This window comes from Oenococcus sp., from assembly GCF_047725585.1.
GTDB lineage: Bacteria > Bacillota > Bacilli > Lactobacillales > Lactobacillaceae > Oenococcus > Oenococcus kitaharae_A.
On sequence record NZ_JBDNNF010000002.1, the window covers coordinates 170,711 to 186,442 of the forward strand.

The following is a 15,732-nucleotide window of genomic DNA, read 5'->3' on the forward strand; positions in this document are numbered from 1 at the left end:
AAATATGGAAAAACAATCACATGAGTCTTCAACACCTCATGCTGGCAATTTAGAAAAACAATTGGTTGCGGGGTCGGCTTGGCTGAGTTTTGGCAATTTGTTTTCGCGTATCTTAGGTGCGCTGTATATCATTCCTTGGACAATGATTATCGGCCGATATTCTACAGAGGCTAATGGCTTGTTTAATATGGGCTATACGATCTATGCACTCTTTTTGATGATCTCGACAGCCGGAATTCCGACAGCAATCAGCAATTTAGTGGCGCACTACAACGCCATTTCAGAAGCGCAAACATCTTTAAGGCTGCTTTGGCAAGGCTTAAAAGTGGCACTGCTGACAGGTATTCTGTCAGCTTTGATTTTGGGTTTTTTGGCGCCGATCCTAGCTGCTGGGCATCAATCTTTGGCACCGGTATTATGGTCTTTGGTTCCGGCTGTGTTTGTTTTTCCGATTATGTCCATGTTCCGCGGCTTTTTTCAAGGGAATCAAATGATGAAGGAGTCCGCTATTAGCCAGATTATCGAGCAGTTAGCCCGGATTGTTTATATGCTGGTTGGCACTTTTGCTGTCATGCGCGTGAACGCTGACAACTGGCGAGGGGCTGTGATACAGTCTACGTTCGCCGCCTTTGTGGGCGCTTTGCTGGGGCTCTTATATCTTTTATATGCTTTTTCACTTCACCGCAACCAATTTATTTTGCAGGCCAAGCAGTCGCTTAAAAAGATTCACATTAAGGCTGGCAGGCTGATCCTACATATTCTCAAACAATCGATTCCCTTTGTTATTGTGGCTTCGGCGGTCACTTTTTATCAATTAATTGATCAATATACTTTTTTTGTAGCTATGAACCGTTTCTTCAGCTTTTCTGACCAAGAATTAATTGTGCAGTTTGCACGTTTTAATGCGAATGCGAATAAACTGGTGCTGATCATTGTGCCCATCGCTGGGGCGATTGCTGAAACAAGTCTGCCTATGCTTTCTAATGCTTATGCCAATCGGGATGTGCCGAGCGTTCGCAAACAGATCAAAAATATTTATCGCTTGTTTTATGTCGCGATGTTTCTCAGTGCCTTTGGTCTTTATGCCGTAGCATTGCCTATGTATACTCTTTTTTACGGAACGAGCGACCCAAATCTACAAGCGGGGGTCGGCCTTTTGCGAGTGAATGCCGTCGTTGCGATTTTTTATGGTTTTTTTACAGTTCTTGCTTTTATTATCCAAGGCTTGAATCATTCTAGAATAGCGGTGAGGTCGCTGCTTTACGGCCTTATTTTGAAGATTGCTTTCCAATTGCCGATGATCTTTTTGCTGCAGGCTACTGGCGCAATGCTAAGTACTTTAATTGGTTTTGTTTTCAGTTGCTGTTATTTGTCTTTGACTATCAAACGATTTTATCAGGTTGATGTCACAGACACACAGGATGATTTATTCAAAACAGTTCTCATTGCGATAGCAGTTTTGGTTACTGCTTGGCTAGTTGTTGCGGGACTTGAGAGCTTTCTCCCACTGACCAGATTCGCTCAGATCATTATTCTGATTCCATCGGTTGGAGCAGGCGGCGCAGTTGGTATCTGGCTGCTGGTCAAATTAAAAGTTGCCGATGATTTATTACAGCGTTTTATCCCGGCACGTTTTTTTAAAGAAAGGAATTAACTTGATATGACTAATTGGAAAGAAGCTGTGCAGGCCAATCAGACTCAACTGATTGCTGATTTAAAAGGCTTGATTGCTGTTGTTTCTGTCAGAGATGACAGTCGGGCAACCGATGGTGCACCATTAGGTCCTGGACCGCGTGACGGCCTGCTTAAATTTGGCGAGTTTGCAAAACGTGATGGTTTTGAATTTCATAATTTGGCTAATTTGGTCGGGTATGTTGAATACGCACCTGAATCAGCTGACGATCAATATATTGCACTTTTGGCCCATGTTGATGAAATGCCTGCCGGAGACGGCTGGACAACGGATGCTTTCACTGCTGTAGAAAAGAACGGCCGCCTTTATGGCCGCGGCAGTTCAGATGATAAAGGCCCAGCTTTGACTGCCTATCACGCGCTAAAAACAGTTCGTGACCTTGCATTGCCTCTCAAACATAAAGTCCGCTTTATTTTGGGCACTGACGAAGAAAACGACTGGACCTGCATGGATTATTATTTTAAGCACGAACCAGCGCCTTTGCTAGGTTTTTCGCCCGATGCTGAGTTTCCAATCATTAATGGTGAAAAAGGGCTGGCACAGTATGAAATTCATTTTCAAGGCAGTAATGCTGGAGACATTCGTCTGCTAAAGTTTCAGGCTGGTGAACGGACAAATATGGTGCCTGGAAAGGCGATTGCGACTATTCAGACCGCAGCCCCATCAAAAGTATCGCAGGATTTTCAAATTTTCTTATCACAGCACGCTGTCTTGAGCGGACAAGCTGCTATTGACGGGCAGCAGATCAGTTTGACGGTTAATGGTAAGCAGGCACACGGTGCTTGGCCTGAAGATGGTGAAAACGCCGGTACTTATCTAGCAGATTTCTTAAGCCAATATAGTTTCAAAGAAAGTGCTGCTGCTTTTTTGTCTTATCTAGGCGGTATTGCCCATCAAGATCCAAAGGGCAGCCAATTAGGTATTGCCTCTCATGATGATTTGATGGGTGATTTATCGATGAATGTCGGCATTATGCGTTTTCAGCAAGATGCCGACAGTTACATCAATCTCAATGTCCGTTTTCCTAAAAGCACCAGCAATGCGGCGATTTTGAAAGGACTCAATTCGACTCGGCCCGTGGGCATTTCGGCAGAATTTGCCAATAAGGGTTTTGCTCAAGCGCCGCATTATGTACCTGCTGATGATCCAATGGTTAAAAGCCTGCTGCGTATTTATGAAGAACAGACGGGTCAAAAAGGACACGAACAGGTAATCGGCGGTGGTACATACGGCCGTTTGATGAAACGTGGCGTCGGTTACGGTGCTCTGTTTCCACAAAGAGAATCAACCATGCACCAAGCGAACGAGTATATTGAAATAGATGATTTAAAACTGGCTGATTCGATTTATGCGCAAGCCATTTATGAGTTGGCTAACCTGGATTAAGGAGAGAACATGTTATTTGAGATTTTAAAAGCGATTATTTTAGGAATCGTTGAAGGTGTCACAGAGTTTTTGCCGATTTCTTCGACTGGCCATTTAATTCTCGTTGATGAATTTGTGAAGCTTTCTTCTGATAAAGCTTTCACCACGACTTTTGAATATGTGATTCAGTTAGGTGCCATTATTGCGGTTGTTCTGCTTTATTGGCGTCGACTCTGGCCGTTTGGAAGCGATAAGACTGAAAAACAGCGTTTTAATATCTGGGCAACTTGGGTCAAAGTGGTCGTGGGTGTGATTCCTTCGGTTGTTATTGGTTTTTTGCTGAATGACTGGATGGACCAGCATTTGATGACTTGGCAAGTTGTTTCGGCAGCTCTGATTTTTTATGGTATTGCCTTTATTCTGATTGAAAATTTCCAAAAGAATCGCAAGCCGCGTGTTAGCACTGTTGGGCATTTAACATTAGGCGACGTCATCAAGATTGGTTTGTTTCAGGTACTAAGTATCATACCAGGTACTTCGCGTTCCGGGGCCACGATATTAGGGGGCTTGTCTATCGGTGTTTCTCGTGAGGCGGCGGCGGAATTTTCTTTCTTTCTATCAATTCCAACAATGTTAGGTGTTTCAGTTCTGAAGATTGGCTCTTATCTGCATGATCATGGTATGTTTTCTGGTGAACAAATTGCTGTATTGCTTGTAGGCATGATTGTGTCATTTGTCATCGCCTACGTAGTCATTAAATGGTTGCTGAAATTCATTCAAACGCATGATTTTAAGGCATTTGGCTGGTATCGAATCATATTGGGCGTCGTGGTGGTTATTTTCGGTTTTCTGGGTGTTATTCACTAAAGCATTTTTATTGAAAATTAATCAGCAATTAAAAAACAGCCTGTCAAGGCTGTTTTTGTTTAGGCAATTTTTATACTCGCGCCGTGATTCCCACCGCGAATTTCTGCTAATTTATCATCGATCATTGAAAGAACGACTTCTTGATTCTTTGGGTCTTCTAAGTTCCAGCGCTGGAGATCAACGCGCATTTTTGGTGACTTATCGAAATCATCAAACCATTGTTTATAGGCAGCCCACATTTTGTGGTAGTAATCGCGCAAAGACGGATTGTTTTCGAATTGCTCGTAAGGGCGTGCACGTTTTTTAATACGATACAAAATTGTGTCGAAATCTGTGTCGGCATAAACCATTAAGTCCGGCGCTTTCTTTTTTAATCCCTGCAATTCGGACATCATATTGTCTAGCAGCTCATTGTAAACAGACATTTCTTGATCAGAAATGTTGCCATCTAAATGATTTTGTTCGGTGAATAGGGCATCTTCGTAAATAGAACGGTCTAAGACGTTGTTATCATCCGCTAAGGCGGACTTAATCATACTAAAGCGCCGATTCAAAAAATAAATCTGTAAAAGAAAACCGTATTGTTTCGGATCGGAATAATAAAGAGGCAGCACGGGGTTGTCAGCCACCGGTTCGTAAAAAGGCTTTGTGCCCAAATGGTCGGAAATCAATTTTGTTAAAGTCGTTTTTCCAACACCAATCATTCCTGCTGTTATTATCACCATATCTCCCCGCTTTCAGTTTTTTCTTATTCAATTTATCATCTAGGCGAACATAAAAGGGTGGATAAGTCTGTGGATTTATCCACGCACTTAATTTTGCAATATACAAAAAGCGCTATAACAGCGCTTGAAAAATGTTACAAGTTTTATACAGTGTTTATGCCTTGTTCGCACCTTGATTGCTTTTCTTCAATTCATTACGAATCTCAGTCAGCAGCTTTAATTGGGGATCTTCTTTGACAGCTTCTTTAGTATTTTTCTTGAAGAACTTGTTGATTGCTTTAATGATCAAGAAAATCACAAGTCCAACAATGACAAAATTAATAATGTCGTTCAGTACCTGGCCATATCTGAATACAGCAGAACCGATCGAAAACTTCAAAGCAGACAGGTCAACAGCGCCAGAAAAAATCGCGATAATCGGTCCAATTAAATTATCTACAATCGATTTAACAATTGCAGTAAAAGCGGCTCCCATAACAACGCCAACCGCTAAATCGATTGCATTGCCGCGAATAATGAACTCTTTAAACTCTTTTAACATCGATTTCTCCTAAAAAATTAAATTTACTTGAAAATCATAGCAAAAAAATTGAATTTTTGTCCTTTTTTTTGCGATAATAAGGAAGTCGCGTATTAATGCCCCGATGGCGGAATTGGCAGACGCGCAGCGTTCAGGTCGCTGTGAGAGCAATCTCGTGCAGGTTCGACTCCTGTTCGGGGCATACATCGACAAACACTGTATTGATGAAAATTAATACAGTGTTTTTTTATTTATAATTGCACGAATATTGCTAGCACCGTATCTATCGGTGTTTTGCTGAATTGACTCATTATTTGTCGCTATCATCGTCATCTTTGGGTGTAACATCTTTTGGTGCTTGCTCAGAACCGAAAGTCTCCTCATAATCAGTCGAGGAAGATCGTTGATGGCGGGAAAAATAGGCCCAAATGTAAATTACAAGACCAATTATCACAAACAGCCACCATAAGCGCAGGACCAAAATAAGCAGGAAAATAATGATAGCTGCAGTATCAATATAGATGTTGTAGGGTTTAGCATATTTTTCAGAGAGAAAAAGAATCAGCAGCAGAATTAAAAAACTAATGATTATTGACATTTTTGTCCTCCTTATTAAGGATACATGGTCGTTGCGTTCAGTGCTTAACTTTCAGTTTATGCTGTCTTAATCTTCTTTTAATCTGCCGCATGAATAATCAAAAGTGTTCCAAGGGCGGATTGCAATTTAATCACTCTTGGAACAACCCTCCCTTTAAAATATTGAATCCCCCTGAAACAAGCTGAAAAAACTTTCTTAAAAATATATAAATTTTAATCCCAAATCAAAGCAGCGATGAAACGCTGTTTTTTTATGTGTCGATTAACTTCTTTTTTTCAGAGGTCAACAGTCCTAAGGGTGTTCTTTAACGGTCAAGATTGTATAATGGCATTAACTGTATTGGAGGTTTTTATGGCAGAAGTTGAAAGTTTTACATTGGATCATACAAAAGTCAAAGCACCATATGTGCGTTTGATCACTGAAGAAAAAGGACCAAATGGCGGTACGGTTGCCAATTATGATTTGCGCTTGGTACAGCCAAATGAAACAGCTATTGAAACAGCTGGTATCCACACTTTGGAACACTTATTTGCTGATTTAATGCGTAACCGCTTGGACGGCATTATTGATATTTCACCCTTTGGCTGCCGCACGGGATTTCATATGATTTCCTGGTACACTTATTCGACCGAAGAGGTAGCTAAAGCACTTAAATCGACGCTTCAGGAAATTGTCGATAAGATCAAGTTTTCTGATATTCAAGGCGTTAGTGCTAAGACCTGCGGCAATTACAAGGATCATTCGCTGCATAGCGCCAAAGAATGGTCTAAGATCATTTTGAGTCAAGGCATTTCCTCTGATCCCTTTGTTAGAAAAGTTGTTTAAGATAAATGCCAGCCCTGTCGATGTACAGGGCTTTATTTTGTCTTATTTTTAGCTTGTTTTTGCAAGCGATGTAGTTTTGAAACGAGTTCTGGTACACCATATTTTTCAATCGAGTCCGCGTACTTGAGCATACAGGCCTCTTGAGAAAAATCCGGGAAGTAGTTGCTCTTTAAGTCCTGATCCGGATAACGATTTGTAAATAGCTCGATCAGATTATAATAGGCAATCTGTTTAGCTGGATCAGAGGCATCGTAAACAACTTTTCCTATTGAATTGATAATTTTTGCACCCATAATCTAATTTCATTGTAAAAAGCCTATATTGAAAAAGAGTTAAAGGCAGGTTACTCAAACGTGAAAAAATTCGCCATTTTGCCTTGATTTTGTCATATGCTGAGGGAACAGGGATTTTTTGCAATATAAATGTAAATTGCTTAACAAAGGCTGTAAGTGCTAGAATTACAACTGTTTTTCACAAACTTTTATATCACGGAGAAAATGGAGATCAACTTTTGTTTGCAATCATAATTGGACTATCTATCGGTGTCGGCCTGCCCATCCAGACCGCAATTAATTCACGTCTCAGGGCTTTACTAGCATCACCACTACTTTCGTCAATGATTTCGTTTACTATTGGGGCGGCATTTTTACTGATTGTCAGCTGGCTTGTCTCAGGGACTATCGGTATTAATTTATCTCTAGCGGCTAACCAGCCATTTTGGATTTGGACCGGCGGCATTTTTGGCGTTATTTTCCTGACTGGCAACATTCTATTGTTTCCGAAATTGGGCAGTGTCCAGACTGTCATCATGCCGATTGTCGGACAGATTATCATGAGTATGCTGATCGATAATTTTGGCTGGTTTTTTTCGCCTAAACATACTTTAGGTTTTTTACGGGTCGTTGGTGCACTTTTATTGCTTGCCGGTGTTTTTCTAGCTGTGGCGGCGCGGGATTTGCTTGCCAGCAGAAAGGCAACCGACCTGCAGCAGGACAGATTGCCATCCAGTGAACGCTTGTTGCGGTGGCTTTGGCGGGTTAGCGGGATTGTTATTGGCATGTTCAGTGCCACCCAAACAGCCATAAACGGCCACCTGGGAATTATTTTGCATTCTCCAATAAAATCAGCACTAGTCTCTTTTGTTGTCGGTACAGTGGTACTTTGGCTGCTTGTACTGATTGTTGAGCATGGCTATCATTTGTCTGCTGCCGGTCATAAAAAAGCACCCTGGTGGATTTGGATCGGCGGCTTGATCGGTGCTTTATTTGTCTTGGGAAACGCCTATCTGGTACCTTTGATCGGGACCGGCCTGACTGTGGTTGTGGTATTGTTGGGGCAGATTGCCGGCAGCATGCTTGTCGATCAATTCGGCTGGTTTGGCGCCAAGAAAAATCCGGTTGATTTGGCACAAATTGCTGGTATCGTTTTGATGATTGCCGGTGTCGCTTTGATTAAGCTTTTTTAGGAAATAGCGTAGGGTGAATTCTGAGGTTGGATAGGTAAGGGACTGGATTTGATCATTATATTATTTAGAGAAAGCATGGAGCTGATCATTTTTATGCTGTTCGGCTTCTTGCTTCTCAAACTTGGGTGGATTAAAAAAATACATATTAATGGATTATCAGGCTTGCTGACGAAATTATCTCTGCCATGCGCAATACTCATGAGCTGTCAGATGCCCTTTAGTTGGCAAACGGCGCAGATCATTGGCGAGTCGGCCGTTATTAGCTTGCTGTTTATGATTGTGACGCTATTGTTAGCGTTGCTGATGCCGAAAATTTTCAGAATCAAAGCTGATCTGAAAAATATTTGGGTTGGATGCTGTACTTTTTCAAATATTCTGTTTATCGGTATCCCGATTATTGGCAGTTTGTACGGGCATGTGGGCCTGATTGTGTTGGTGACCTATAACGCGTTTTCAAATCTATTTCTATTTTCTTTGGGTATCAAACTATATTCATCCGTCTCAAAGTTCGAGTGGCGGTCCTTTTTGCTGACACCGGCCATTGCAGCCTCCATCCTGGGATTTCTGCTCTTTTTTGCCCGTATCCGCATTGTATCCCCAATTAGCGATTCTCTGAGCGACTTAGGTAATATGACGGCACCGCTTTCGATGCTGATCACAGGCGCCTTATTTGCGCAAACAGATTTTAAGCACTTATTCAAACGACTCGATCTTTATGAGTTTTGCCTTACTCGTCTGGTGATTCTGCCCTTGGTACTTGTGCCGCTTTTAAAATTCGGCATCCAAAATCAAATTATTCTCGGTGTGATGGTGATTGCAGCTGCCATGCCGGCTGGTGCTATTAATACAGCTTTAGCCGAATTATATTCGGGACAGGGAAGGCGTGCTTCGGAATATGTCGTGAGTTCAACGCTGCTCAGTATGCTGACGATTCCGCTAGTCGCCTGGGTCAGTTTGTTTGCATAAAAAAAGCATCTCCGAAAATCGTGTTGGATTTGGAAATGCTGTTCATGTGTTAGACTGCTTTAGCTTTAAGCAAAGCTTCGATATCAGGTACCATTTTCTCAGGATTTGTCTCTGGTGCATAGCGCTTAACGGGATTGCCTTGTGCATCGACCAAAAACTTCGTGAAATTCCACTTAATCATTTTGCCGGCCGGAGCTGGTGCATTGTCCTTAAGGAATGTAAAGAGTGGCAATGTGTTTTTTCCGTTAACTGAAATAATTTCGTGCATAGGAAAACTCACACCGTAAGTTGTTCGGCAGATCTGAGCTGCTTCTTGACTTGAGTCAACCTCTTGTTTGAATTGGTTGGAAGGGAAACCCAAGACCATCAAACCTTGATCCTTATATTTTTCATAGATTGCTTCTAAATCATTGAACTGTGGTGCAAAACCGCATTTTGTGGCCGTGTTGACAATGACGAGGATCTTGTCTTTATACTTATCGAGCTTGTAGGATTCGCCATTTTCTAACGTCACTTCATAATCGTAAATCGACATATATTCTCCTTTGAATCAATCCGATGGATTGATGGCGTCAATGATTGAATTTATTCAATACGCTGCGCTAAAGAATAGTTTACTACTTTGTGAATTTTTCTTTTTCACTCTGCAGGCAGAATTAATCGATGCCGATCAGCCGATCTTGCAGTTGCGCAAGTTCTTCTGAAATATAGACCGGATACTTATTGGGGTTGGATAGCCGCTTACTCTCTTCAGGAAGCTCTTTTAACGCTACTTGACACGCGGCCTGAATTTCTTTGACGGTTGGGGAAGTATAAACGGGTTTTCCTTGGTCAAAAATGGCCGTTTGCAATGCTTTGAAATCAAAATCGCGTAAGGAACTATGCTGTCTAGTGTCTAGTGGATCAGCCGAACGGACTGAAATCTGACTATTGGCAGTTATTTCTTCATCTGCGAGTGTAATCACATCTGCAAAAGCCTCGTGAGTCTGTTTGTTGTATAAGCGATAAACTTTTTTTAAGCCCGGCAGCGTTACTTTTTCGCGGCTGTCGCTAATCTTGATCTTTGGAACCAGATGGCCATCATGGACAACCGCGACTAATTTATAGACACCGCTTAATACTGGATCGCTGGCGCTCGTAATCAGTTTTTCACCAATACCGAAGTTATCAATCGGTGCTTTTTCGTTTAACAGCAGGGACTGAATGGTCGTTTCGTCTAAGGCGTTAGAGGCTGTGATCTTGGCTTTTTTAAAACCCGCATCATCTAATTTTTGTCTGGCTATTTTAGCTAAATGGGCAATGTCGCCGGAATCTATGCGAATACCAATTGGCTGGTGGCCTTTTTTAACTAGATCACCAAACACTTTAATGGCATTTGTCACACCGGAATTGATGACATCATAGGTATCTACGAGTAGGGCACAATTGTCCGGATAAAGTTCAGCCCATTTTTCAAAAGCGGCTAATTCGCTAGGAAAGGCTTCGATCCAGCTGTGAGCCATCGTGCCGGCTGATGGTACATCAAATAACTTAGCTGTCAGCAGGTTGGAAGTACTGGCACAGCCGCCAATAATGGCTGCCCTGGCGCCATAAGTCGCAGACATTGGTCCTTGAGCCCGGCGTGCACCGAATTCCATGATGGGACGGCCTTGAGCTGCATAAGTTATTCGACGCGCTTTGGTTGCGATCAGTGATTCATGGTTAATGATGCTTAATAAGAGTGTTTCAAAAAGCTGAACCTGGATCAGCGGGCCTCTGACCGTCAGAATCGGTTCTCTTGGAAAAATTGGTGTGCCTTCGGGAACGGCAGACATTTCGCCGCTAAAATGGAAATCTTTCAGAAATGACAGAAATTCCTCAGTGAAGAGATGCAAGCTGTCCAGATACGTCAGATCTGTTTCGTCAAAATGAAAATCGGCGACCGCGTCGATCACTTGTGCCAATCCGGCCGTCACGACAAAACTACCATTATCCGGTACGCGGCGATAAAAGATATCGAAAATGCCTTCTTCATCGGGAATTGTCTGCTGATAGCCGTTAGCCATCGATAATTCATAAAGATCAGTAACCATTGACAAATTCATATAATTAGCCTCTTTCACAAGTTATTTGATTCAAGTAATAATATATTATAAGTTGTTTCACAGATTCAAAATTTTTAAAACTTATAAAAAAGCATACCGGCGATTAAGAGTCGTGGCATGCTTGTTTGAAAAATTAATAAACAAGACCGTAATATGGCTGGTAAACAACATTATTAAAATCGAAATCTTTCAGCTGGCTGATTGTGATGACTTTCGTGACACCCATTGCCGGCATCAGATTAACGGCTTCATTTTCGCCATCCGGCACCACAAGAACAACTGCTTTATGGATGGCATAGGCGTAACCCAATTCCCAAGCAATACCTTCGTCAGCTTCATTGGGCAGATACATTGCGACAACTAGGTCGCTGGTATTAATACCGTTGACATCACCGTTGAAAGTACCCATTTGCCATTCACTGTCGTTAAGCAGTTCTGGGTGTTCTGTCACTGACAATCCCTTATATTGATGATCTAAGGGGTAGTAGGACTGTGCCCAGTTAATTGACTCGTTTTCCTTGATCAGGCTGATGCCTTTGTTCATGTTCTCGACTTGTGTGTCGGTGAACCAAGAACAGGCGAAATAAACTTTTTTCATGCAGATAACCCTTTCGTTTCAAGTTTGCAAATTTTATTATACTACCCGGCTAGCGGCCTTTGAGGTGATTTTATGAATTGGATAAAGCTTTACTGAGGAAAATCACCAAATAACGCGTCTCGCTGGCAAGATCAATTTTGCTGTTGGGGAATAACATCATCCTAATTGCAACCGTAAAGATACTGGCAGCGATCAGCGAAAGAATACGAGGCGCCGGCCAATCGACGAGCTGTTTTTTTGCTTGCAGGATACGTATTGGTTTTTCAGCCTGAACAATAATTGTATCGATGAATTTTTCTTTTAACAGCGCAAGCATCTGCGGATCAGTTAACACTTGTGTGAATATAATTTTCAATACTTTGTGGTTTGCCTGAATGAAGGCGAGGCGGTCTAAGACTACGATATTGAGAAGCTGTTCTAGGTCATCGTAGTCACGATTTAAATTTTGGCCGGCAAATTCCTGAACTGCTCGAGGGAAAACTTCTGTCAGAATCGGTGTCAGCACTGCTGCTAATAAATCTTGCTTGCTTTTAAAACGCCGATAGACAGTGCCTTGGGCAACGTGAGCCTTCGCTGCAATTTCAGCGGTGCTGGTTTTATCAAAACCTTTTTCAGCAAATAAATCCAAACTGGCTTTGAGAATCTGCTGCTGTTTTTCTGGCAAATCCTGCATCTGCAGTAAGACTTGGTCGAAAATTGTTTGCAAATCGTTTTCCGGCATTTTAAACCCTCCGATAACGGCGCATGCCCAAAATATTCAGAGCAATGAAGATAACGGCAAATAGGCAGAGAATAGCCAATGATTGCCAGATATCGCCTAGCTGCCAATTTTTCTCGATGACATTCGTCAGTGCTGAAGCGCCATAGTAAAGCGGCATAATATGGGCAATTGCTTGGAGCCAGCCAGCCATATGGTCGACGGGGATTAGACCGGAGAAGAAGACTTGCGGGACAACGATCAGCGGAATGAACTGAATCATCTGAAATTCGCTGCTTGCAAATGTCGAAACAAAAATACCCATGGCCAAAGCAATCAGAGCCAGCAGCAAGTCAATGAGAATGACCAGCCAAAGAGCACCGAGAATCTCAACTTTTAATACTGAAATGACATAAAACACAATGAGCAGCGTCTGCAGACAGGCGAATAGGCCATATCCGATCAGATAGCCGACAATAATTTGACTGCGGCGAATTGGTGTGGCCAGCAAACGATCCAATGTTCCTGAAGTTCTTTCAGTTAAAAGTGAAATGCCTGAAATCAGAAAAACGAAAAAGAAAACAAAGAATCCCATAAAAACAGGCAAAAAGCTTTGAAAGAAAGTTGAATCACGGCTTCCGTACAGATAATTGTTTTTGGTTTTGTATTGCTGGGGCGATGCTTGCTTAGTGGCGAGCATTTTTCCAGGGAGAAGCTGGCTTTGAGCCTTGGCCTGCTGGATCAGTTTGGTTAGGTGGGCGACCAAAATTTTAGTATTGGCTACTTGCAGAGATTGCTTGACAATGGCGGTTTGCGAAAGGTCACTGTTTGAATAGGTCACAGTCAACTGATGACCGGATTGGTTGATAAAGGCAGACAGGTTATTTTGTTTGATTAAATCCTTGGCCGAACGCCCGCCGGCGTAATGGCGCAGCTTGATATTTTTATTCTGCACAGCTCTTAAAAGAGTCTTATCCAGATTTTCATAGCCTACTTGAGTTTGATTATCTGAATTCGTTTTAAACAAGAAAAACATGAGTGTCAATATGAACAAAGGTGCTAAAAACATTAAAGCGATCGTGCGTTTATCGTGACGCATTTCTAAAATGACGCGACTAACAATTGCCAACACTGCTTTCATTTCTGACTCTCCTTATTCTGTTCGCCTGCTGCCAAAAAGACGGCCTCGATGCTGTTGACGTGGTATAACTGCTTTAATTCCTGTGGTGTGCCGGCAGTGATGACGCGGCCTTCACGAATTAAAGCCAAATAATCACAGCGTTCGGCATCAGACATAATATGCGTCGTAATAATGATTGATTTGCCCTGCTTTTTCAGGTGATTTAATTCCTGCCAAATTTGCAGGCTCAGTGCCGGATCAATACCTACAGTCGGTTCGTCTAAAATTAATAATTGCGGATCGGCTAATAATGCAATTGCTAACGACAAACGGCGTTTCATACCACCGGAATAATTGCTGACACGCTTTTTTAAATCATGGGTGAGATTGACAATGCCGGCGGCGTAATCAATTGACTGTAACAATTCTTGTCCTTTCAAAGACAATAAACGGCCGAAGAAAAGCATGTTCTCCAAACCGCTCAAATTATTGTATAAAGCGTCTGATTGAGCCATGTAACCGATTTTTGCTAAAATAGGGCGATTTGGCATTGACTGACTCAGCACTTTGATTTGACCGGAATCAATGGCCGTCATACCCATAATCGCTTTGATTAAAGTCGTTTTGCCAGCACCTGAAGGGCCGATTAAGCCCATTAGCTGTCCCGGGTGCAGCTGGATGCCAGCATCTTTTAGTAAGACCTGACTTTTGATTGTTTTATAAACGTGGCTCGCGTCAACACTGATCATCTGTGTCATACTAATACTCACTTTCTTTGAAAATGTGAGTGACCACTCACTCACATAGAATTGTAGCACGAACAGATGACAATGCCAAAAATTAGACCAATCGTCAAACCAGTTGATTGTTTTCTCGGATAAGGGATGTTTACAGAGTAGGATTAAATATGTTTAGCAGGTCATTAAAAGGGAGAGATAGAATATCATGCCGGCAATTCACGTATTTTCGGAAATTGGCAAGCTAAAGCGCGTCATTGTGCATCGGCCAGGCCGGGAGGTCGAAAATTTGACTCCGGCAATCATGAAGAGACTGCTGTTTGATGATATTCCTTACCTGCCGATTGCACAAAAAGAACACGATGCATTGGTCGGAATTTTGCAGGAAAACGGTGCTGAGGTTCTATATCTGGAGCAGTTAACTAGTCAAGCCATTGCAGCTGGTCAAATTAAAGCAGCCTTCCTAGAAAAAAATCTTCAGGAGGCTGGTCAAGCTTCAGGAACGATTCACGACGCCTTAAAAGAATATCTGTTAAGTCTGGATACTGATCGCATGGTCAGTAAATTGATTGAGGGTGTTCGAAAAAATGAGCTGGACGTTAAAGCAAATGATTTAGTGAGTGCCGTTGATGACCCTGATTATCCCTTTTACATCGATCCGCTGCCGAGTATGTATTTCACGCGTGATCCGCAAGCGTCCATCGGTAAGGGGATCACAATTAACCGTATGACTTTTGCTGCACGCCAGCGCGAATCAATGTTTATGGAAACTGTCACCAAATATCATCCGAGTTTTGCTAAGAAGGACTTTTCAGTCTGGCGGAATCGTGATCATCAAACACATATCGAGGGTGGAGATGAACTCATTTTGTCAGACCATGTTCTTGCAATCGGCATTTCTCAAAGGACTTGTGCTGCCGCAATTCAAGACGTAGCCAAAAAATTGTTTCTTGATAGCAGCCAGTCGCATTTCGATACTGTGATTGCCATCAAAATTCCAGAAAACCGCGCCATGATGCATCTAGATACGGTTTTAACAATGGTTAATTTTGACCAGTTTACGGTTCACCCCGGCATTTTGGATGCCGGCGGCAAAATAGACACTTGGACCATGCATCCAGCTGATAACGGACAGGGCTTAACGATTAGTTATAGCCAAGACTTGGAAAGTGTTTTAAAAAATGCCTTGGGAGTTTCAGAACTTGATTTGATTCCAACAGGGGCTGGTGATTTAATCACGGCACCGCGAGAACAGTGGACGGATGGCTCAAATACTTTAGCAATTGCACCAGGGGTCGTGGTAACGTATGATCGCAATTATGTATCCAACGCGCTTTTACAGCAGCATGGAATTAAAGTGATTGAGACGGTTTCGAGTGAATTATCTCGTGGTCGTGGCGGCCCGCGTTGTATGACGATGCCCTTGATCCGCGATGATATTTAATTATTAAAAAAAACGGCCCCATAAGGAG

General features: G+C 42.3%; 17 protein-coding genes and 1 tRNA gene. 8 read left to right on the top strand and 10 right to left on the bottom strand.

Translation table 11 applies throughout. The annotated features are described in order from the left end of the window. Positions 1-4 precede the first annotated feature (4 nt). From ABF487_RS03290 to ABF487_RS03300, 3 genes are read left to right on the top strand one after another with little or no spacing between them, the layout of a single operon-like run. A complete protein-coding gene (locus tag ABF487_RS03290) occupies positions 5-1,654 on the top strand; it encodes a putative polysaccharide biosynthesis protein (RefSeq protein WP_415634475.1) in 1,650 nt (549 codons plus the stop codon). A 6-nt stretch (positions 1,655-1,660) separates the two neighbouring features. Further along, the gene (pepV, locus tag ABF487_RS03295) at positions 1,661-3,079 is read left to right on the top strand and encodes a dipeptidase PepV (RefSeq protein ID WP_415634476.1); all 1,419 of its coding nucleotides are present in this window, start codon (positions 1,661-1,663) and stop codon (positions 3,077-3,079) included. 9 nt (positions 3,080-3,088) lie between these two features. Further along, entirely contained in the window at positions 3,089-3,925 is an 837-nt protein-coding gene (locus ABF487_RS03300) for an undecaprenyl-diphosphate phosphatase (protein WP_415625089.1), read from the top strand. Between the two features lie 59 nt (positions 3,926-3,984). On the opposite strand, the gene ABF487_RS03305 is transcribed toward ABF487_RS03300, so the two are convergent. After that, a complete protein-coding gene (locus ABF487_RS03305) occupies positions 3,985-4,650 on the bottom strand; it encodes a deoxynucleoside kinase (protein WP_028291697.1) in 666 nt (221 codons plus the stop codon). A gap of 154 nt (positions 4,651-4,804) precedes the next feature. Continuing rightward, entirely contained in the window at positions 4,805-5,191 is a 387-nt protein-coding gene (mscL, locus tag ABF487_RS03310; protein WP_263778736.1) for a large-conductance mechanosensitive channel protein MscL, read from the bottom strand. Between the two features lie 97 nt (positions 5,192-5,288). On the opposite strand from mscL, the gene ABF487_RS03315 reads away from it, so the two are divergent. Continuing rightward, positions 5,289-5,372 (top strand) — tRNA-Leu (locus ABF487_RS03315). Positions 5,373-5,480: 108 nt separating this feature from the next. Here the strand turns inward: ABF487_RS03315 and ABF487_RS03320 are convergent. Further along, the gene (locus ABF487_RS03320; protein ID WP_415634477.1) at positions 5,481-5,768 is read right to left on the bottom strand and encodes a hypothetical protein; all 288 of its coding nucleotides are present in this window, start codon (positions 5,766-5,768) and stop codon (positions 5,481-5,483) included. A 351-nt stretch (positions 5,769-6,119) separates the two neighbouring features. Between ABF487_RS03320 and ABF487_RS03325 the strand changes: the two genes are divergently transcribed. Beyond that, a complete protein-coding gene (locus ABF487_RS03325) occupies positions 6,120-6,593 on the top strand; it encodes an S-ribosylhomocysteine lyase (RefSeq protein WP_263778738.1) in 474 nt (157 codons plus the stop codon). A 32-nt stretch (positions 6,594-6,625) separates the two neighbouring features. Here ABF487_RS03325 and ABF487_RS03330 read toward each other — a convergent pair whose 3' ends face one another. Continuing rightward, entirely contained in the window at positions 6,626-6,886 is a 261-nt protein-coding gene (locus ABF487_RS03330) for a hypothetical protein (protein WP_415634478.1), read from the bottom strand. A 218-nt stretch (positions 6,887-7,104) separates the two neighbouring features. Between ABF487_RS03330 and ABF487_RS03335 the strand changes: the two genes are divergently transcribed. Together ABF487_RS03335 and ABF487_RS03340 are read left to right on the top strand one after the other, a co-directional pair. Next, entirely contained in the window at positions 7,105-8,058 is a 954-nt protein-coding gene (locus ABF487_RS03335) for a DMT family transporter (protein WP_415634479.1), read from the top strand. A 75-nt stretch (positions 8,059-8,133) separates the two neighbouring features. Next, positions 8,134-9,024, top strand: a complete 891-nt coding sequence (locus ABF487_RS03340) for an AEC family transporter (protein WP_415633104.1) — start codon at positions 8,134-8,136, stop codon at positions 9,022-9,024. 49 nt (positions 9,025-9,073) lie between these two features. Here ABF487_RS03340 and ABF487_RS03345 read toward each other — a convergent pair whose 3' ends face one another. The 6 genes from ABF487_RS03345 to ABF487_RS03370 all read right to left on the bottom strand — a co-directional run bounded on the left by ABF487_RS03345 (position 9,074) and on the right by ABF487_RS03370 (position 14,281). Then, positions 9,074-9,559 carry a glutathione peroxidase gene (locus ABF487_RS03345; RefSeq protein ID WP_263778742.1) on the bottom strand — a complete coding sequence of 162 codons (486 nt, stop codon included), beginning with the start codon at positions 9,557-9,559 and terminating at the stop codon, positions 9,074-9,076. A 121-nt stretch (positions 9,560-9,680) separates the two neighbouring features. Then, positions 9,681-11,108, bottom strand: coding sequence for a nicotinate phosphoribosyltransferase (locus tag ABF487_RS03350; RefSeq protein WP_415634480.1), 1,428 nt, complete (start codon positions 11,106-11,108; stop codon positions 9,681-9,683). 133 nt (positions 11,109-11,241) lie between these two features. Continuing rightward, positions 11,242-11,706: a nucleoside 2-deoxyribosyltransferase gene (locus ABF487_RS03355; RefSeq protein ID WP_415634481.1), complete on the bottom strand. Its 465-nt coding sequence runs from the start codon at positions 11,704-11,706 to the stop codon at positions 11,242-11,244. 70 nt (positions 11,707-11,776) lie between these two features. Beyond that, positions 11,777-12,427, bottom strand: coding sequence for a TetR/AcrR family transcriptional regulator (locus ABF487_RS03360; protein ID WP_415634482.1), 651 nt, complete (start codon positions 12,425-12,427; stop codon positions 11,777-11,779). Position 12,428: 1 nt separating this feature from the next. Next, positions 12,429-13,544: an ABC transporter permease gene (locus ABF487_RS03365; protein ID WP_415634483.1), complete on the bottom strand. Its 1,116-nt coding sequence runs from the start codon at positions 13,542-13,544 to the stop codon at positions 12,429-12,431. Beyond that, entirely contained in the window at positions 13,541-14,281 is a 741-nt protein-coding gene (locus ABF487_RS03370; protein WP_263778750.1) for an ABC transporter ATP-binding protein, read from the bottom strand. Before ABF487_RS03370 ends, ABF487_RS03365 begins: the two co-directional genes overlap by 4 nt. Positions 14,282-14,465: 184 nt before the next feature. On the opposite strand from ABF487_RS03370, the gene arcA reads away from it, so the two are divergent. Continuing rightward, positions 14,466-15,704, top strand: a complete 1,239-nt coding sequence (arcA, locus tag ABF487_RS03375) for an arginine deiminase (protein WP_415634608.1) — start codon at positions 14,466-14,468, stop codon at positions 15,702-15,704. Positions 15,705-15,732: the final 28 nt, after the last annotated feature.